Origin of the sequence: Blautia sp. RTP21359st1_E11_RTP21359_211015 (assembly GCF_040910705.1) — a bacterium.
In the GTDB taxonomy this organism is placed as follows: domain Bacteria; phylum Bacillota; class Clostridia; order Lachnospirales; family Lachnospiraceae; genus Blautia_A; species Blautia_A fusiformis.
This window is the reverse complement of sequence record NZ_JBDGAB010000001.1, coordinates 2,567-20,938: the sequence shown is the minus strand read 5'-3', so window position 1 is coordinate 20,938 and position 18,372 is coordinate 2,567. Positions and strand designations below refer to the sequence as shown.

General features: G+C 47.5%; 17 protein-coding genes. 15 read left to right on the top strand and 2 right to left on the bottom strand.

Annotation, left to right across the window (positions count from 1 at the left end):
• Nucleotides 1-188 precede the first annotated feature (188 nt).
• From nifJ to AB5026_RS00045, 13 genes are all read left to right on the top strand, one after another.
• Nucleotides 189-3,734 (top strand): pyruvate:ferredoxin (flavodoxin) oxidoreductase, encoded by a 3,546-nt coding sequence (gene nifJ, locus AB5026_RS00105; RefSeq protein ID WP_015524748.1) that lies wholly within the window; start codon nucleotides 189-191, stop codon nucleotides 3,732-3,734.
• Between the two features lie 113 nt (nucleotides 3,735-3,847).
• Nucleotides 3,848-6,622: a YfhO family protein gene (locus AB5026_RS00100; protein ID WP_368212584.1), complete on the top strand. Its 2,775-nt coding sequence runs from the start codon at nucleotides 3,848-3,850 to the stop codon at nucleotides 6,620-6,622.
• Nucleotides 6,619-7,566: a glycosyltransferase family 2 protein gene (locus tag AB5026_RS00095; protein ID WP_173758149.1), complete on the top strand. Its 948-nt coding sequence runs from the start codon at nucleotides 6,619-6,621 to the stop codon at nucleotides 7,564-7,566. The genes AB5026_RS00100 and AB5026_RS00095 overlap by 4 nt, the downstream gene beginning before the upstream one ends.
• Nucleotides 7,547-7,975 carry a GtrA family protein gene (locus tag AB5026_RS00090; protein WP_015524752.1) on the top strand — a complete coding sequence of 143 codons (429 nt, stop codon included), beginning with the start codon at nucleotides 7,547-7,549 and terminating at the stop codon, nucleotides 7,973-7,975. The genes AB5026_RS00095 and AB5026_RS00090 overlap by 20 nt, the downstream gene beginning before the upstream one ends.
• Complete coding sequence (gene cobT / locus AB5026_RS00085) at nucleotides 7,975-9,027, top strand: nicotinate-nucleotide--dimethylbenzimidazole phosphoribosyltransferase (protein WP_015524753.1); 1,053 nt, start codon at nucleotides 7,975-7,977, stop codon at nucleotides 9,025-9,027. The genes AB5026_RS00090 and cobT overlap by 1 nt, the downstream gene beginning before the upstream one ends.
• Before the next feature lies 1 nt (nucleotide 9,028).
• On the top strand, nucleotides 9,029-9,556 hold the full coding sequence (locus tag AB5026_RS00080; RefSeq protein WP_015524754.1) for a bifunctional adenosylcobinamide kinase/adenosylcobinamide-phosphate guanylyltransferase: 528 nt from the start codon (nucleotides 9,029-9,031) through the stop codon (nucleotides 9,554-9,556).
• Nucleotides 9,553-10,329 (top strand): adenosylcobinamide-GDP ribazoletransferase, encoded by a 777-nt coding sequence (gene cobS, locus AB5026_RS00075; RefSeq protein WP_015524755.1) that lies wholly within the window; start codon nucleotides 9,553-9,555, stop codon nucleotides 10,327-10,329. The genes AB5026_RS00080 and cobS overlap by 4 nt, the downstream gene beginning before the upstream one ends.
• A gap of 27 nt (nucleotides 10,330-10,356) precedes the next feature.
• Nucleotides 10,357-10,737: a bifunctional adenosylcobinamide kinase/adenosylcobinamide-phosphate guanylyltransferase gene (locus AB5026_RS00070; RefSeq protein WP_015524756.1), complete on the top strand. Its 381-nt coding sequence runs from the start codon at nucleotides 10,357-10,359 to the stop codon at nucleotides 10,735-10,737.
• Nucleotides 10,730-11,329, top strand: coding sequence for a histidine phosphatase family protein (locus AB5026_RS00065; RefSeq protein WP_015524757.1), 600 nt, complete (start codon nucleotides 10,730-10,732; stop codon nucleotides 11,327-11,329). The genes AB5026_RS00070 and AB5026_RS00065 overlap by 8 nt, the downstream gene beginning before the upstream one ends.
• Nucleotides 11,330-11,332: 3 nt before the next feature.
• Nucleotides 11,333-12,148, top strand: a complete 816-nt coding sequence (locus tag AB5026_RS00060; protein WP_368212583.1) for a DUF975 family protein — start codon at nucleotides 11,333-11,335, stop codon at nucleotides 12,146-12,148.
• Nucleotides 12,120-12,983 (top strand): selenium-dependent molybdenum cofactor biosynthesis protein YqeB, encoded by an 864-nt coding sequence (gene yqeB / locus AB5026_RS00055; RefSeq protein WP_368212582.1) that lies wholly within the window; start codon nucleotides 12,120-12,122, stop codon nucleotides 12,981-12,983. The genes AB5026_RS00060 and yqeB overlap by 29 nt, the downstream gene beginning before the upstream one ends.
• A 54-nt stretch (nucleotides 12,984-13,037) precedes the next feature.
• On the top strand, nucleotides 13,038-13,730 hold the full coding sequence (gene yqeC, locus AB5026_RS00050; RefSeq protein ID WP_368212581.1) for a selenium cofactor biosynthesis protein YqeC: 693 nt from the start codon (nucleotides 13,038-13,040) through the stop codon (nucleotides 13,728-13,730).
• Between the two features lie 78 nt (nucleotides 13,731-13,808).
• Nucleotides 13,809-14,507 carry an NTP transferase domain-containing protein gene (locus AB5026_RS00045; RefSeq protein ID WP_368212580.1) on the top strand — a complete coding sequence of 233 codons (699 nt, stop codon included), beginning with the start codon at nucleotides 13,809-13,811 and terminating at the stop codon, nucleotides 14,505-14,507.
• A gap of 660 nt (nucleotides 14,508-15,167) precedes the next feature.
• On the opposite strand, the gene AB5026_RS00040 is transcribed toward AB5026_RS00045, so the two are convergent.
• The gene (locus AB5026_RS00040; RefSeq protein WP_015524765.1) at nucleotides 15,168-15,458 is read right to left on the bottom strand and encodes a BMC domain-containing protein; all 291 of its coding nucleotides are present in this window, start codon (nucleotides 15,456-15,458) and stop codon (nucleotides 15,168-15,170) included.
• A 16-nt stretch (nucleotides 15,459-15,474) separates the two neighbouring features.
• Complete coding sequence (locus AB5026_RS00035; protein WP_015524766.1) at nucleotides 15,475-15,774, bottom strand: BMC domain-containing protein; 300 nt, start codon at nucleotides 15,772-15,774, stop codon at nucleotides 15,475-15,477.
• Between the two features lie 386 nt (nucleotides 15,775-16,160).
• On the opposite strand from AB5026_RS00035, the gene AB5026_RS00030 reads away from it, so the two are divergent.
• The gene (locus AB5026_RS00030) at nucleotides 16,161-17,522 is read left to right on the top strand and encodes an MATE family efflux transporter (protein WP_022426460.1); all 1,362 of its coding nucleotides are present in this window, start codon (nucleotides 16,161-16,163) and stop codon (nucleotides 17,520-17,522) included.
• 189 nt (nucleotides 17,523-17,711) lie between these two features.
• The coding region (locus AB5026_RS00025; protein WP_368212579.1) for a DUF1015 domain-containing protein at nucleotides 17,712-18,372 on the top strand (661 nt) is incomplete at its 3' end.

The window sequence follows — 18,372 nt, the reverse complement described above, 5'->3', positions numbered from 1 at the left end:
GGAAAAATTCCGAACAGCTCTTTTTTATTTGTGAAAAAGATAACGGCGTTTGTACAGGATAATATACAAAAAACAATGAAAGAAAATGGACATAACTGGGAATCTATGATATAATAACCAATGGAATTTTAGGCCTTCATAAGCCTAAATAATATATTTTTTAACAAACCTTTAAGGAGGAAAAAACAATGGCAAGAAAGATGAAAACCATGGATGGTAACCATGCAGCCGCTCATGCATCATACGCTTTTTCTGATGTAGCTGCTATTTACCCGATTACCCCTTCATCTGTAATGGCTGAGGCTACAGACGAGTGGGCAACTCAGGGAAGAAAGAACATCTTTGGACAGGAAGTACAGGTTACAGAGATGCAGTCTGAGGCAGGTGCAGCAGGTGCCGTTCACGGTTCTCTGGCAGCAGGTGCCCTGACTACAACCTACACAGCTTCCCAGGGTCTTCTGCTTATGATCCCGAACCTTTACAAGATCGCCGGTGAGCAGCTTCCGGGAGTTATCAACGTATCTGCCCGTGCACTTGCTTCCCACGCACTTTGTATTTTCGGTGACCATTCCGACGTTATGGCCTGTCGTCAGACTGGATGTGCAATGCTTTGTGAGTCTTCTGTACAGGAGGTTATGGACCTTACACCGGTTGCTCATCTTGCAGCAATCAAAGGAAAAGTTCCATTCATCAACTTCTTCGACGGATTCCGTACATCTCATGAGATCCAGAAGATCGAGACATGGGACTATGAAGATCTGAAAGATATGGCAGATATGGACGCAATCGCAGAGTTCCGTAACCGTGCTCTGAACCCGAACCATCCATGTCAGAGAGGTTCCGCTCAGAACCCGGATATCTTCTTCCAGGCAAGAGAGGCATGTAATCCATATTATGACGCTCTTCCGGCAGTTGTTCAGGAGTACATGGACAAAGTTAACGAGAAGATCGGAACAGACTACAAACTGTTCAACTACTACGGAGCTGCTGACGCTGAGCACATCATCGTAGCTATGGGTTCCGTAAACGATACCATCGAGGAGACAATCGATTACCTTATGGCAGCTGGCAAGAAAGTCGGTGTTGTTAAAGTTCGTCTTTACAGACCATTCTGTGCACAGGCTCTTATCGATGCAATCCCGGATACAGTTAAGCAGATCTCTGTTCTTGACAGAACAAAAGAGCCAGGAGCTCTTGGCGAGCCTCTGTATCTTGATGTTGTTGCAGCTCTTCGCGACAGCAAGTTCAGCGATGTTAAGATCTTTACAGGACGTTATGGACTTGGTTCCAAAGATACAACACCTGCACAGATCGTAGCAGTATATGAGAACACTGAGAAAGAGAAATTCACAATCGGTATCGTGGATGATGTTACAAACCTTTCTCTTGAGACAGGCGCACCACTTGTTACAACACCAGAGGGAACAACAAACTGCAAGTTCTGGGGACTTGGAGCTGATGGTACTGTAGGTGCTAACAAGAACTCCATCAAGATCATCGGTGATAACACAGACATGTACGCTCAGGCTTACTTCGATTATGACTCCAAGAAGTCCGGCGGTGTTACAATGTCTCACCTTCGTTTCGGTAAGAAACCGATCAAATCCACATACCTGATCCACAAAGCAAACTTCGTTGCATGTCATAATCCGTCCTATGTTAACAAATATAACATGGTACAGGAGCTTGTTGACGGAGGTACATTCCTTCTGAACTGTGCTTGGGATATGGAAGGACTTGAGAAACATCTTCCAGGACAGGTTAAAGCTTTCATCGCTAACCACAATATCAAATTCTACACCATCGATGGTGTTAAGATTGGTATTGAGACTGGCATGGGACCAACACGTATCAACACAATCCTTCAGTCCGCATTCTTCAAACTTACAGGAATCATTCCTGAGGAGCAGGCTATCGAGCTTATGAAAGCTGCTGCTAAAGCTACTTACGGACGTAAAGGTGATGACGTTGTTAAGAAGAACTGGGCAGCTATCGATGCTGGTGCTAAACAGATCGTAGAGGTTCAGGTTCCGGAGAGCTGGAAGAACGCTGAGGACGAGGGACTCTTCATGTCTCACGCATCCCACGGTGCTCAGGAAGCTCAGGACTTCGTAAACAACATCCAGTGCAAGATCAATGCTCAGGAAGGTAACAGCCTCCCAGTATCTGCATTCAAGGATTATGTAGATGGTACAACGCCATCCGGAACAGCTGCATATGAGAAACGTGGTATCGCAGTTAACGTTCCTGTATGGGTTCCGGACAACTGTATCCAGTGTAACCGCTGTGCATACGTCTGCCCACATGCTGCAATCCGTCCGGTTGCTATGACAGCAGATGAGACAGCTAACGCTCCAGAGGGAATCAAGACACTTCCACTTACAGGAATGAAAGACTATACATTCACAATGACTGTATCCGCTCTTGACTGTACAGGATGTGGTTCCTGCGCAAATGTCTGCCCAGGAAAGAAAGGCAACAAAGCTCTTGAGATGGCTCCGCTTGAAGCTAACACAGAAGAGCAGAAATTCTTCGATTACGGTGTAACACTTCCTCAGAAGGAAGACGTTATCGCTAAATATAAAGAGACAACTGTAAAAGGCAGCCAGTTCAAACAGCCGCTCCTTGAGTTCTCCGGCGCTTGTGCAGGTTGTGGTGAGACACCATACGCTAAGCTGATCACACAGCTCTTTGGTGACAGAATGTACATTGCAAATGCTACAGGATGTTCCTCTATCTGGGGTAACTCTTCACCATCTACACCATACACAACAAACGCTAAGGGACAGGGACCTGCATGGTCAAACTCTCTGTTCGAGGATAACGCAGAGTTCGGTTATGGTATGCTTCTTGCACAGCGTGCGATCCGTGGCGGTCTGAAAGAGAAGATCGAAGACCTTGTAGCTAACGGAACAAACGAGGATGTTAAGGCAGCTGGTCAGGAATGGCTGGATACTTATGCTGTAGGCGCAACAAATGGTGCAGCTACAGAGAAACTCGTTGCAGCTCTTGAGGCTTGCGGATGTGACAAGGCTAACGAGATCCTTGCACAGAAAGACTTCCTCTCCAAGAAATCCCAGTGGATCTTCGGTGGTGACGGATGGGCTTACGATATCGGATTCGGTGGTGTTGACCACGTTCTTGCAAGCGGACGTGACATCAACGTTATGGTATTCGATACAGAGGTTTACTCCAACACAGGCGGACAGTCTTCCAAATCTACACCGACAGGTGCGATCGCTCAGTTCGCAGCAGGCGGAAAAGAGACTAAGAAGAAAGATATGGCATCTATCGCAATGAGCTATGGCTATGTATATGTAGCACAGATTTCCATGGGTGCTGACTTCAACCAGACTGTAAAAGCAATCGCAGAGGCAGAGGCATATCCGGGACCATCCCTGATCATCGCTTACGCTCCATGTATCAACCATGGTATCAAGAAAGGTATGAGCAAAGCTCAGACAGAGGAAGAGCTGGCAGTTAAGTGCGGATACTGGCACAACTTCAGATTCAACCCGGCTGCTGAGAACAAGTTCAGCCTTGATTCCAAGACACCGGATATGGAGAACTATATGGACTTCCTGAACGGTGAGGTTCGTTACAATTCTCTGCAGCGTCAGAATCCTGAGAAAGCTGCAAGACTGTTTGCTAAGAACGAGTCTGAGGCTCAGGCTAGATATGAGTATCTGCAGAAACTTATCACTCTTTACGGAGCAGATAAGAAAGAAGACTAATTATTGATCAATAGTTACTGTTTATACAGTGTGCTTGCTGATTAAGCATTAGGTGACAGGCCTGCGGTGTTTAGCGCACCGCAGGCCTTTTTTCATATACAGGAGAGATATACATGAAGAGAATTTTTTCGAAGGAGAAATCCCGGAAAGAGAAAAAAGCAGATTTTTATATTCTGTATACGATTGTTTTTGCGGCGATCTCGCTGTTTATTTACAGTTGTTTTTATTTTAATGGAAAATCCCTGATCTGGAGTCATGACGGTGTTCCGCAGCACATCAATGCATTGGCCTATTATGGAAAATATCTGCGGAATGTTCTGCAGACGCTGGTGACGGAGCATAAGCTTTCCCTTCCTATGTGGGATATGCATATCGGATACGGTTCCGATATCCTTACAACACTTCATTATTATGTGATCGGTGATCCGCTGACCTTACTGTCCGTTTTTGTACCGGAAAAAGACACAGAGATCTTATATGAGCTTCTGATCTTTCTCCGCATTTATCTGGCGGGTATTACATTCAGCATTTACTGCTTTTACCGCAAGAATCCCAAACAGGCTACATTTCTTGGAAGCCTTGTTTATATTTTTGCAGGATGGACCATTTATGCGTCCATGAAGCATCCATATTTTTCCAATCCCATGATCTATCTGCCGCTGGTCCTTATGGGAATTGAAAAGATTTACAAAAAAGAAAAGCCATACCTTTTTATCTGTGCGACGGCTGTAGCGGCAATGTCTAATTTTTATTTCTTTTATATGATCAGTATCTTTATGGTGCTGTATGCAGCTTTCCGGTATTTTGGAATATTCCGCAAGCGTTCAGTAAAAGATGTATTTCAGTGGTTCCTGAAATTTGCTGGCTTTTATCTGGTCGCACTTATGATCGCTGCACTGATCTTTTTACCTGTGGTCATGACTCTGTTTGGAACAGAGCGCTTTCAGGCGCAGAATTATGTGCCACTGTTATATGACCGCATTTACTACGAAAAATATCTCGGCTGCCTGATCGGCGAAAATATGATCCAGTGGGGAGTTGCTGGATATTCCGCAGTCGCAATGGCAGGCGTGTTTGTGATCTTTTCCAAAAAGAAAAAATATACGGGACTGAAGCTGGGCTTTGTGCTTCTGAACCTGTTTTTGCTGATCCCTTTTGCTGGTCATGTACTGAATGGATTTTCATACGTGTCCAACCGATGGATCTGGGCATATGGAATGCTGATCGCATATATCCTGGTACAGGCATATCCGGAACTGTTTACGCTGGGCATCAGGGAAAAACGACGGATATTTGTAATGCTGCTGGTATATTGCGGGTTGGCACTGTTTTCAGAATCCGCCCGCACGGAACGCAATATCATGGCACTGATGATGCTGGTCCTGGCTGTGTTTACCGTGGTTTCCTACGGAAACATATTTACACAGGGAAAATATCTCTGTGGAATGATCGTCGCCGTGCTTGTGACAAGTATCCTTCTGAATGTTTCGTACCAGTATTCTTACGAAAAGAATTATCTGCCAGAATTCGAGGAAAAGAATCAGGCATTGGAGAAGCTTCAGTCCGGACCGGACAAAGCGATCTTGTCAATGGACGATTCAGCGGTTACCAGATATGATCAGTACAAAACGGGCTCCTATGTGAATACGGCCATGTATATGGGAACCAACAGTACTTCCTATTATTTCAGTGTGGCAAATGGAAATATCAGCCGTTTCTTTGATGAAATGTATCTGAATACCCCCTGGGATTATCGTTACAGCAGCCTGGACGGACGGAGTATCCTGGACCGTCTTGCCTCGGTGAAATATTTTGCCATCAAAAAAAGCGGATATGGGTTTCTGCCATACGGCTATGACAGCGAAGCGGCAGTCACAAAAAAATACAGGATCTACGAAGACGAGGATTCCCTTCCTCTTGGTTATACCTACGATTCCTGGATCCCCAGAGAAAAGTATGAAAAGCTTTCCGTGACCGAAAAGCAGCAGGCGCTCCTGCAGGGGGCAGTTTTGGAGGACAGCAGTCTTCCTGAGACAGACCTCACCTTTGACGATAAGAAAGCAGATTTTACACTGGAAGCAGGAAAAGGCTGTAAGATAAAAGACGGAAAGATCATTGTGGCCAAAAAAGGAGCAACCGTACAGATCGGATATCAGGGAGAGCCGGAGGCTGAGGTTTATCTTGTGGCAAAAAATCTGGATTTTAATGCCTATTCTCCACGTGCAGTGGTCAGTGATAAAAAATGGGATTCCATGACAGAATATGAGAAGAATACCGTGCGTTATGAAGACAATAACTGGCGCTACTGGAAAGAAAGCAAGGAATCAGCAGTGGATGTTTCAATGGGCTCCGTGGACAAGACTATCCGGATCTTTACAGATAAATACAACGGCTACAGCGGAAGACATAATTTTCTTCTGAATATGGGATATAAAAACTATTCTGCAGGAACTATGACACTGACATTCTCCATGCCGGGAGAATATACCTTTGATGATCTGTATGTGGTATGTCAGCCCATGGCTTCTGTTGAAGAACAGACAGAGGAGCTTGGAAAAGAAAGTCTTCAGAATATCAAAATGGAGACAAATTGCATTCGTGGAGATATCACAACCACTTCCGATAAGATCCTGGTATTTTCCCTTCCCTACAGCGCAGGCTTTACCGCCTATGTAGATGGAGAAAAAACAGAACTTGTGCAGGCAAACAGTATGTATATGGGGCTGGAATTAAAAAAAGGCAGGCATACGATCGCACTCAGATATTGTACACCGTATATTGTGCCCGGAATGATACTGACGGTGATCGGCCTGATCCTGTTTGCCGTAATCGTGATATCTTACCGGCGCCAGAGAAAACAAAAAGAAAGGGGAAAACAGGAGAAATGAGCCGATTATCGGTAGTTTTGCCTGCCTGTAACGAGGAACCGATGGTGGAGAAAACCTGCCGGACTCTCAGAGAGCTCCTGGGGCAGGCCGGGATCCGTTATGAACTGGTCCTGGTAGATGACGGTTCCTCTGACGGGACCTGGGCAGCCATAGAAAAAGTATCCAGGGAAGATAAAAATGTGACAGGTGTGCATTTTTCCAGAAATTTCGGGAAAGAAGCAGCAATTGTGGCCGGCCTTGCACAGGCATGCGGAGATGCGGTGGCAGTGATGGACTGTGACCTGCAGCATCCACCGGAAATCCTCTTGGAAATGTACCGGCTCTGGAAGCAGGGCTACGAGGTTGTGGAGGGTATTAAGAAAAAACGGGGAAAAGAAACTCTTTTTCACAGAAAAAGTGCCGGATTTTTCTATCGGATCATGTCCCATGCCACCGGCTTTGATATGGAAAATGCTTCCGACTTCAAGCTGCTGGACAGGAAAGCGGTGGAGAGTGTTCTCGCCATGCCTGAGCGCAGCATGTTTTTCCGGGCGGCATCATCCTGGATAGGCTTCAAAAGCATCTCCGTACCTTTTGAGGTGCAGGAGCGTGAGGCCGGAGAATCCAAATGGTCTGCAGGAACGCTGATCAGCTATGCGTTTCGGAATATCGTGGCATTTACAACACTTCCACTGCAGTTTGTAACAGCCGGTGCTGTGGGCTGCTTTGGGTGCTCCCTGCTCCTTCTGGTCTATTCTCTGGTCCGGTATTTTTCCGGGCATGCGGTGGAAGGCTATACCACACTTCTGATCGTGATGCTCTTTATTGGAAGTGCTGTGATGATGAGCCTTGGGATCATCGGATATTATATTGCCAGGATCTATGAGGAAGTAAAACGCCGTCCAAGATATATCGTATCAAAGATCATACGAGGAGGAGATACCAATGAAAAAGTGGATCCTTAAATTCTATGAAAATGATGTGATCCGTTATATTTTCTGGGGTGGTTGTACGACTCTCGTAAATCTGTTAAGCTTTTATATCATGAGGGCAATGGGAATTCCACTGATGAGTGCCAACATCATATCGATCATCCTGGCGATCCTGTTTGCCTATGTTGTGAATTCCAGATTTGTATTTCATGACCGCTGTGAAACATGGAGGGATCATATACGGCCCTTTCTGAAATTTATAAGTGCCCGTCTGGTGACCATGGTCATTGAGGTAGGTGGCGTATGGCTTCTGGCGGAGATCCTGGGATTCCGGGATATGTTTGCAAAATTCTGCACACAATTTATCGTGCTGGCGTTGAATTATATCTTTAGTAAATTTATTATTTTTACCACAGGTAAAAGGATTGGAGGTAGCAAATGATGACTTTGGATGAGGCAGTGAAGAAAGTCCGCCCTCTGGATGAAAAGGCTATGGAGGGGGCGAGAAAGAGATGGGACAGTATTGCAAAGCCCCTGCATTCTCTGGGAGAGCTGGAGAATATGCTGACACAGATCGCCGGTATCACAGGTACACCGGAGGTACGTGTGGAGAAAAAAGCAGTGGTTGCCATGTGCGCGGATAACGGAGTTGTAGAAGAGGGTGTGACCCAGACCGGACAGGAAGTGACGGCTGTTGTGGCTGAGAATTTTCTGGAAGGGACTACTACCTGCTGTGTGATGTGCCGTCAGTGTGGAGCAGAGCTTTTTCCTGTAGATGTGGGAATGGTCACAGATACAAAGGTCCGTACAGATCTTAAGGTTGCTTATGGGACCAGAAATATGACCAGAGAGCCGGCGATGACAAGAGATCAGGCGATCCGTGGCATCGAAGCCGGAATTGCCATGGCAGAGGAGCTGAAGGAAAAAGGCTATCAGGTTCTTGCAACCGGCGAGATGGGCATTGGAAATACCACCACCAGCAGTGCGGTAGCAGCTGTGCTTCTCGGAAAACCGGTGGAAGATATGACCGGACGTGGTGCCGGATTGACCAGTGAAGGGCTTGTACGGAAGATCAATGCGATCAAAAAGGCGATCGCCCTGAATAATCCGGATCGTTCAGATGCCATTGACGTCCTGGCAAAGGTAGGTGGACTGGATATTGCAGGAATGGCAGGAGTATTCATTGGAGGAGCAGCACTTGGAATGCCGGTTGTCATGGACGGATTTATTTCCTGCGTATCTGCACTGATCGCAATAAAGATCTGCCCGCAGGTAAGTGATCATATCCTTGCGTCTCATGTATCCAAAGAGCCTGCAGCACAGCTGATCCTGAAGGAGCTTGGCAAGGAAGCGATCATCCACGCAGGCATGTGCCTGGGCGAGGGAACCGGAGCTGTGGCACTGTTTCCGATGATGGATCTGTCCTGTGCAGTATATAATTCCATGAGTACCTTTGGTGATATCAATGTAGAACAGTACGAGGAGCTGAAATAATATGCTGGTTGTTGTAACAGGAGGCAGCGGAAGCGGAAAATCTGCTTTTGCGGAAGAAACCGTACTTTCCCTTGGCGAAGCCAGAAGGATCTATATCGCCACCATGCAGGCTTTTGACGAAGAAAGCCACAGGCGCATCCGCAGACACCGGCACATGCGTGCAGGAAAAGGCTTCGAGACAATTGAAAGATATACAGAGCTGGATGAGCTGCTCATCCCGAAGGACTGCGTGGTCCTTCTGGAGTGCATGTCCAATCTGGTTGCAAATGAGATGTTCCGGGAAGGCGGCTTCCACCCGGAGGTGGCAGAAAAGATCACAGAAGGGGTGAAAAATCTTCTTTCCCAGGCAAAGCATGTGGTGATCGTCACCAACGAGATCTTTTCAGACGGGATCCTCTACGAGGAAGAATCAGAACAGTACAAAAAAGAGCTGGGACAGATCAACCAGAAGCTGGCAGAGCTGGCAGAAGAGGTTGTGGAAGTCGTATACGGGATCCCTGTATGGCATAAAGGAGGAAAGGAAGCATGAAAAGCTTATGGAACAGTTTTAAGGCAGCCTTTGCCATGTTTTCAAAGATTCCTATGCCCATGGTGGACTGGAAGAAGGAAAACATAAAATATATGATGTGCTTTTTCCCCTTTGTGGGGACTGCCATCGGCATCCTGACCTGGCTTGCAGGAGGGGTCCTCGGTGTACACGTAGCTCTGGAGCCATTTTTTCTCGCTGTGATCCTTACTGTGATCCCGGTATTTATTACCGGCGGCATTCATGTAGACGGGCTTTTGGACACGTCAGATGCATTAAGCTCCTGGCAGGAACGCACAAGGAGGCTGGAGATCCTGAAGGATTCCCATGCAGGTGCATTTGCCATTATCACAGCCTGTGTATATTTTATCCTCTGGCTGGGAGCCTGGGATCAGCTCCTTGGAAATTATAACGGGATCTGTATCATGAGCCTGGGCTTTATGATGTCCAGATGTCTTTCCGGGATCGGTGTGATTACATTTCCCAAGGCAAGGACAGACGGGACTGTGGCAGAATTTTCCAGAAATGCGTCAGAGATCGCAGTGCGAAATGTTCTTATCACGATGTTTGTGATCCTTGCAGCGCTGATGATATGGGTAGATCCGGTCCTGGGTGTTCTGGCAGTTGTCAGCGCACTTCTGGTATTCTGGTGGTATCACCATATGGCTTTGAAATATTTTGGAGGGACCACAGGTGATCTTTCCGGATTTTTCCTTTGCATCTGCGAGGTTGTGATGGCACTGGTGCTTGCTCTTGGTGGCACGTTTAATCTGTAATGAAGATTTGGATGAGGTAAAAATATTATGGAAATGATAATCGGAGGTGCATATCAGGGAAAAGCTGACTATGCAAAAGCACAGTTCCCGGATGTGGACTGGAAATTCGGAGGAGAGATCACAGAAGAGGAGCTTCTGAAGGCAGCGGGTGTTCTGGGATTTCAGGAATACATAAGAAAAGCTCTGAAGGCAGGAGAAGATCTCACCGGCCTGGCAGAAAAGCTGGCACAGCAGGATCCGGATGTGATCCTTGTCAGTGAGGAGGTAGGCTACGGGATCGTTCCGGCGGATGCTTTTGAACGGCAGTACCGAGAAGCTGTTGGCCGGGTGTGCACTGCACTGGCTGCAAAAAGCAGCAGGGTCACAAGAGTGGTATGCGGGATCGGGACGGTGCTGAAGGATGATTAGATTATATCTGATACGACACGGACAGACACCCGGAAATAAGCTTCAGCGTTATATCGGAACAACGGATGAACCGCTGAGCACGGAGGGAAAGGAATTTCTGGAAAAGCTGACCTATCCCATGCCGGAGGCCCTTTATGTAAGTCCGCTCTGCCGCTGTGTGGAAACTGCGGGAATCCTTTTTCCGGGAAAAAGCTTTCATATCATCGAAGAGCTTTCCGAGTGTGATTTTGGAGAGTTTGAGAATAAAAATTATAAAGAGCTTTCCGGAAATCAGGATTATCAGAGGTGGATTGATAGCAATGGAACGCTTCCTTTTCCGGGAGGAGAAAGTCGAGAAGCGTTTAAGCACCGGAGCCTTACAGGATTTCAGAAGGCTGTCACACAGTGTATCCGCAACAACATAAAGACAGCGGCTCTTGTGATACATGGCGGTACGATCATGAACATTATGGAAGAATATGCGGACAGACCCAGGGCTTTTTATGAATGGCATGTAAAAAACGGCGGCGGTTATCTGGCAGAGCTGGAGCCTGCGCTGTGGCAGAAGGGACGGAGAGAGCTCTGTGTCCGTGAATCATATATGGAGGGTTAAGTTATGAATGAGCAGAAGATCAGCTGGAAACGCAGCGACTTGAAATGGCGTGGAAAACAGGCATTCAAAAAAAATTACTGGTCAGCAGTGCTGGTAAGTCTGGTGCTGGCTATTGTGATGGCAACCGGCGGAAGCGGTGCGGCCACTGGCAGTGCCGGAAATGTGGTAAGTCCGGACTACGGTGTTACAACGTATCGTTTGGGTACGGATATCAATGGTGTTACTTCTTATGTCAGCCATGTATTTCGCTCCCCACTGGCAGTGCTTTTTGCACTTCTGAGTGCCAGTGCCGTGGTAGCTGTGGCTCTGATCGGAATTCTTTTTCATTTCTTTGTGGGAAATGTTTTGGAGGTAGGCGGAAGAGATTTTTACATTGAGAACCTTTATTCTGTACCCGGGCCCGGAAAGCTCCTCAGTGTATTTCGTTCCGGGAATTACGGTAATATCGTAAAAACCATGTTTTTACGGGACCTGTATCTTGTATTGTGGACGCTGCTTTTTATTCTTCCCGGAGTGGTAAAATCCTACGAATATAAGATGATCCCTTATCTTCTTGCGGAATATCCGGATATGAGCACAAAGGAAGTGTTTGCAAAAAGCCGTGAGATGATGAACGGACAGAAGATGGATACCTTTATCCTGGATCTTTCCTTTATTCCCTGGTCTGTCCTTTCGGCAATTACGGCCGGGATCGCGGGACTCTTTTATGTATCCCCGTATAAGGATGCAACCTATGCGGAGCTTTATGATACTCTTGCGGCAGGAATGCCGGGAAACGGACAGCAGGTGTATGAAGATGAAAGCAGCGGCATTTACTAATAAAATGATCCTTGTGAGAGGTGGCGGAGATCTGGCCACAGGAGTGATCCACAAGCTTCATCAGAGTGGCTATCAGGTCCTGATCCTGGAATGTGACCGTCCAAGTGCTATCCGCCGTCATGTGGCTTTCTGTGAAGCTGTTTATGACGGAACTGCGGAGGTAGAAGGCGTTGTGTGCAGGAGGATCACGGAGAACGATATCCGGACCCAGTGCAGGAAATGCTGGGCACAGGGAGAGATCCCTCTTCTGACAGATACCCATGGAAAACATATCCGCGAACTGGAGCCGGAAGCAGTGATCGATGCCATCCTTGCAAAAAAGAATCTTGGGACCAGCAGGGATATGGCACCACTGACTGTGGGACTTGGCCCGGGCTTTACCGCAGGGGAGGATGTGGATTACGTGATCGAGACCATGCGCGGCCATAACCTGGGAAGGATCATAAAAACAGGCAGTGCCCTGCCGAATACCGGAGTGCCGGGACTGATCGCAGGGATCGGAAAGGAACGTGTGATCCATTCACCGGCAGCCGGTAACATGAAAAACATCTGTCAGATCGCAGATCTTGTTGAAAAAGACCAGGTGATCGCCATGGTAGGTGATACGCCGGTGAAGGCTACTATTTCCGGCGTGATCCGGGGGCTGATCCGGGACGGCTACCCTGTTTTTGAGGGAATGAAGATCGCGGACATCGACCCAAGGGCAGAACAGAAGAAAAACTGTTTTACGATCTCAGACAAGGCGAGGTGTATCGCAGGGGGAGTACTGGAGGTGCTGCTTTCCTGCGGAGTGCTTCCGGGAACAGAGAAATCTGTGAGGAATGAGAATCTGTGACCGATACAGAGCCTGGTGTTCCTGAAAGAAGTTAGAAGATAAATGGAGTGTGTCATGAAGAAAAATGAAAAAGTGCTTACTGTGGCATTCACAGGAGGCGGCGGAAAGACCAGTCTGATCCTTGGACTGGCAGAAATATTTTCCGGACAGGGAAAACGTGTGATCGTGACCACAACCACGCATATGGCATGGGAACCGGAACGTCCTTTTGCGGAGGCAGAGGACATTCCGGGAGCATGCCGGCTTATAGAACAATACGGATACGTCATCGCGGCTCATCACAAGGCCGGGCAGCCAAAGATTTCCGGCCCCGAAAAGGAGATCCTGGAAAAGCTGCCCGGCTTTTGTGATCTTCTTCTTGTGGAAGCTGACGGATCCAGGCGCCGACCCCTTAAAGTGCCGGCTGTTCATGAGCCGGTGATCCCTTCTTTTGCAGATATGGTAGTAGGAGTGATCGGTCTTGACTGCATCGGCAAAAGGATCTGTGATACGGCACACCGTCCGGATGATGTGGCGGGATTTCTGGGAAAGCGTACAGATGAGCCTGTGACATGGATGGATGTGTGGAAGATCATCCGGTCTGAAGACGGATTGCAAAAAGGCGTGGACGGGCGAAGATTTCTTGCGTATCTGAACAAGGCAGATACTCTGGAGGATCCTTGTGTGGTGGAGAAGCTTATGGCACAAGGTCAGGAGTCTGGGATCATGATGATCTGCGGAAGCCTGCAGAGAAGTGTAAACAGCTAGTACAGCGAAAATTAAGTTTCTGCTATATTGACGCAGGATGATTTCTTCATCTGCAAGGCGGAGGAATGAGGCGTAGCGGTGGCTACGACGATTGACGACAACGCAGCAGATGAAAAATCAGGCAAGTCAATATGGCGGTTACTTAATATTCGCTGTACTAGAATCGAAAGGAAGTGGAGCGGTGATATGAAACTGGGACTGATCATGCTGGCAGCAGGAAACAGCCGGCGGTTTGGAAGCAATAAGTTGTTGTACGGGATAGACGGAATGCCGATGTACAGGCATATTCTCCTGGAACTGAAAAATGTGAAAGCAGCACTGGAGGAACAGGGGCACAGGTGTGAGATCACAGTTGTCACACAGTATGAGGAGATCGCGCAGGAAGCAGAGAAGCTTGGCGCGCGGTTTCTTTATAATCTGCATCCGGATGAGGGGATATCTTCCTCACTGAAGATTGGGCTGCGGGTCAACCGGGAGATGGATGCTTGTTTGTTTACGGTGGCAGATCAGCCGTGGTTGCGGTGGGAGACGGTTTTTGGACTGGTGGATGTGTTTTTGAGAGATGGGAAGGGGATTGCCTGTGTGGAGCATGATGGGAAGATGGGGAATCCCTGTGTTTTTTCGAAGAAGTATTATGGGGAGCTGATGGAACTTTCCGGTGATGTCGGAGGGAAGAGGGTGGTTGTGGCACATCGGGGGGATGTGGCTGTGATGAAGGTGGAAGATGGACGGGAGATGGTGGATGTGGATGTGGTTTTTGCGGACGGACGCCGGTGAGGTACCGTCTGGTTTGGGCTGGGGCTTCGTCGGGGGCTGGCTTCTAAGGCGCTGGAAATCTGCTAAAACCGCTGAAAAAAATCCAGAACTCGCTCCTGCGTCGCTCAAACAGCTGGATTTTTTCCAGCAACGCAGATTCCCACCGCCTAAGAAGCGCACCCCTCCTGCAGAGCCAGCCCAAACCAGACGGTACCTCGCCGGCTGACGTGCGAAGGAGTGGAAGGCTATAGTGGAGGCGTGAGGTCGAAGAATATAGCGAAAAGAGCTGTTGACGTGTGACAGAGGGAATGTGCTGGAGTGAAGGTGTGAGGTTGAAGAAGATGACAAAAAGAGCTGTTGACGTGTGGCATAGAGAGTGAGCTAGGGTGAAAGCACTGTGTCTGAGGCAATTTTCACGCATACAAAAGCCAGCAGGGAACCGCCCTGGCGTAGTGGGATGTTCTGCAGGAGTCCTGCTGATTCTTAGGTGGTGTGGTTTCTGCGTTATTCCAAAAAGTTCTGCTGTCTGAGCGTCTGGACGCGAGTTCAGAACTTTTTGGAATGGTTTTAGCAGAAGCCGCAGCACCTTAGAAGCCAGCGGACGACGAAGCCCTTCCCGCTACGCCAGGGCGGTTCCCTGCGTACGTTCGTTATAATTTATAATTATAAGGTAGACAAATCTCAAATAAAATGATTCTTAGCCGCTTCTTCCTCAGCCAGACGAACCGTCTCACCGGAAGGATTGGAGATCACTGCTGAAGCTACGATCTCACAAGGCGGGTTCCCTTTTACACTGTCAACGGCAGCCGTAACAGCAGAAACATCACCAGTCAGAAAAACAGTGGCATGTCCACCACACTTTGTCTGCCAGGTAAGAAAAGAAACATCAGAAGTCTTCAGCATCTGGTCGATCACCAGGATTGCATTACTGCTGCCAACAACCTCAACTAAACCAAAAGCACCATAATTCATAAATCCGTCGCCCCCTTTATTTATTGATCGTCATCTTCAGTGCAATCTCAGTATCCTCAGAAGGAGAAGCGATCACAGTATGAGAAACAACCTTACCAAGAGGTTTGGCTGCCTCCAGCGCAACCTCCATAGCTGCATTAACGTCAGAAACAGAACCACGCATCTTGACACAGGCGCCACTCTTCAGACGGTTACGCTCAACACTTTGGATCCTGACATTGGCTGCTTTGGAAGCAGCATCAAGAGCAACAAAACAGGCAACCAGGTTATCAAGCTCAAAAACACCTACAGCCATGCCCTTATAATTATTATCCATAAAAATACCTCCATGCGGAACAGATTCCCAGTGATGTGGTTTTTTGACCGATTTTACGTGGAATCATTACCGTTTTTATGGCTTTATTATAACTTTTTTAGACAAAAATAGCAAGAAATAAATACACGGATAATCAGATAGTTACTGTCCATTCCGTTTGCAGCAACATGCTTCGCGATGTACAGAATTTATGCTGATCGCATAAGTTCGCGCGGTATGTCTCGGGTTTTCTGTGATCTTCGCTCACAAAAAACAGTTTGCGGGATATTACAGTGAACAAACAGTAACGTCTGATATTTCCACAGCAGCCTTACAGGGAAATATTTACTTTGCATATCAGATATAGTATTATTTACAATAGTAAAAAAGTAGGAAGGTGTAAAGAAATGCAGATACATCAGACAGACTTTTCAACAGGAAATGTCTATCGTAACATTATGGAAGTGGCTGTGCCGATGATCATTGCACAGATCCTAAACCTCCTTTACAACATTGTAGACCGGATCTATATCGGAAGGATTCCTGAGATCGGAGCCACTGCACTGACAGGAGTGGGACTGTGTTTTCCTATTATCACCCTGATCACCGCATTTACCTATCTTTTTGGAAATGGAGGAGCACCGCTTTGCTCCATGGAACGGGGAAGAGGAAACCGGGAAGAAGCAGAAATGCTCATGGGAAACACCTTTGTGATGCTGATCGGCACAGGAGTGATCCTGACAGCCATTGGCCTTATCTTTTACAGACCGATCCTATATGCCTTTGGCGCCAGTGATGTAACCTTTTCCTATGCGTCAGACTACATAAGGATCTATCTTCTGGGAACCCTGTTTGTGATGATCACTCTGGGAATGAACCCGTTTATCAACAGCCAGGGCTTTGGAAACACAGGGATGCTCACGATACTGATCGGTGCTGTACTGAACATTCTTCTGGATCCCCTGTTTATCTTTGGGATGCACATGGGAGTCCGGGGAGCGGCTTTGGCGACTATCATTTCCCAGTTCTGTTCCGCCATCTGGGTCTTACGCTTCCTTACAGGAAAAAAGGCGATCCTGAACCTGAAAAAAAGCGCCATGAGGATCTCCTGGAAAAGAGTGGGCAGTATCGTAAGCCTGGGTATGTCCGGTTTTTTTATGGCATTTACAAACAGTCTTGTGCAGGTGGTATGCAATGCCACACTCCAGACCTGGGGTGGTGATATCTACGTTGGTGTCATGACAGTTTTAAATTCTGTCCGTGACATTTTCACCATGCCGGTCCATGGGCTTACTACAGGTGCTTCTCCGGTCATGAGCTTCAATTATGGAGAAAAAGCATACGACAGAGTCAAAAAAGCAATTAAATTTATTACAGCTGTCTGTGTGATCTATACCCTGGCAGGCTGGGGAATCCTGAAGCTGCTTCCGGAATTTTTCATCCGGATCTTTAACAGCGATCCCGGGCTTCTGGAAAAGGGAGTTCCTGCCCTTCATATTTACTTTTTCGGCTTCTGCTTTATGGCCTTGCAGTTTACCGGACAAAGTGTGTTCGTAGCACTTGGAAAGGCAAAAAAGGCTACCTTTTTTTCTCTGTTCCGAAAGGTAGTGATCGTGGTACCGCTGACGCTCCTGCTGCCTCACGTGAATGGCCTGGGAACAGACGGCGTGTTCTGGGCGGAACCAGTTTCCAACCTTGTAGGCGGCTGTGCATGCTTTTTTACCATGCTGGCAACGGTACTGCCGGAGCTGAACAAACGTAAGGCATAAGACGGGCCGCGCGAATTTATGCGATTAGCATAAATTCTGTGCATCGCGAAGTGTGTTACTGAGAACGGAGTGAACAGTGACTTTAAACGGGCCGGATAAGGGTTTGCGGGAAATTTTGATATGTGTTAGAATGGACGGGATGATTTGAAAGTCCGGCGTATGGCCGGGCAGGAATGAGAGGAAAACATAATGGCTTTATTTCAGGCATTTCGGGCAGTAAGACCTGCTTCGGAAAAAGCAGAAAAGGTGGCTGCACTTCCCTATGACGTAGTCAGCAGAGAGGAAGCGCGAGAGATCGGGGAAAAAAATCCGGAATCTTTTCTCCATATAGACCGTGCAGAGATGGATCTGGATCCGGAAACCGATCTTTATGATCCGATGGTTTATCAGAAGGCAAGGGAAAATCTGGATCGTTTCCAGAAAGAAGGGATCCTGATCCAGGATGAGAAACCGAACTATTATCTGTATGAACTGATCCGTAAGGGAAGATCCCAGACCGGGATCGTAGGTGTCAGCTCCATTGATGATTACATGAATGGTGTGATCAAAAAGCATGAGCTTACAAGAGAGGATAAGGAGCAGGACCGCATCCGTCATGTGGATGTCTGTGATGCCAACACAGGCCCTATTTTTCTGGCGTGCAGATATCCGGCAGAGCTTCTTACTCTTATGGAAGAATGGAAAAATGCACATGCTCCTGTGTATGATTTTACTTCCGATGATGAGATCACACATCGTGTATGGGTTGTAGATGAGGAAGAAAAGATCCGGACTATACATAGTCTTTTTGGCGGGATCTCCTCTGTCTATATTGCAGATGGCCACCACAGAGCAGCCTCCGCAGTAAAGG

Excerpts from the sequence above, each read along its gene's own strand:
- nifJ (WP_015524748.1), top strand. The coding sequence starts at position 189 with ATGGCAAGAAAGATGAAAACCATGGATGGTAACCATGCAGCCGCTCAT.
- AB5026_RS00100 (WP_368212584.1), top strand. The coding sequence starts at position 3,848 with ATGAAGAGAATTTTTTCGAAGGAGAAATCCCGGAAAGAGAAAAAAGCA.
- AB5026_RS00095 (WP_173758149.1), top strand. The coding sequence starts at position 6,619 with ATGAGCCGATTATCGGTAGTTTTGCCTGCCTGTAACGAGGAACCGATG.
- AB5026_RS00090 (WP_015524752.1), top strand. The coding sequence starts at position 7,547 with ATGAAAAAGTGGATCCTTAAATTCTATGAAAATGATGTGATCCGTTAT.
- cobT (WP_015524753.1), top strand. The coding sequence starts at position 7,975 with ATGACTTTGGATGAGGCAGTGAAGAAAGTCCGCCCTCTGGATGAAAAG.
- AB5026_RS00080 (WP_015524754.1), top strand. The coding sequence starts at position 9,029 with ATGCTGGTTGTTGTAACAGGAGGCAGCGGAAGCGGAAAATCTGCTTTT.
- cobS (WP_015524755.1), top strand. The coding sequence starts at position 9,553 with ATGAAAAGCTTATGGAACAGTTTTAAGGCAGCCTTTGCCATGTTTTCA.
- AB5026_RS00070 (WP_015524756.1), top strand. The coding sequence starts at position 10,357 with ATGGAAATGATAATCGGAGGTGCATATCAGGGAAAAGCTGACTATGCA.
- AB5026_RS00065 (WP_015524757.1), top strand. The coding sequence starts at position 10,730 with ATGATTAGATTATATCTGATACGACACGGACAGACACCCGGAAATAAG.
- AB5026_RS00060 (WP_368212583.1), top strand. The coding sequence starts at position 11,333 with ATGAATGAGCAGAAGATCAGCTGGAAACGCAGCGACTTGAAATGGCGT.
- yqeB (WP_368212582.1), top strand. The coding sequence starts at position 12,120 with ATGAAGATGAAAGCAGCGGCATTTACTAATAAAATGATCCTTGTGAGA.
- yqeC (WP_368212581.1), top strand. The coding sequence starts at position 13,038 with ATGAAGAAAAATGAAAAAGTGCTTACTGTGGCATTCACAGGAGGCGGC.
- AB5026_RS00040 (WP_015524765.1), bottom strand. The coding sequence starts at position 15,458 with ATGAATTATGGTGCTTTTGGTTTAGTTGAGGTTGTTGGCAGCAGTAAT.
- AB5026_RS00035 (WP_015524766.1), bottom strand. The coding sequence starts at position 15,774 with ATGGATAATAATTATAAGGGCATGGCTGTAGGTGTTTTTGAGCTTGAT.
- AB5026_RS00030 (WP_022426460.1), top strand. The coding sequence starts at position 16,161 with ATGCAGATACATCAGACAGACTTTTCAACAGGAAATGTCTATCGTAAC.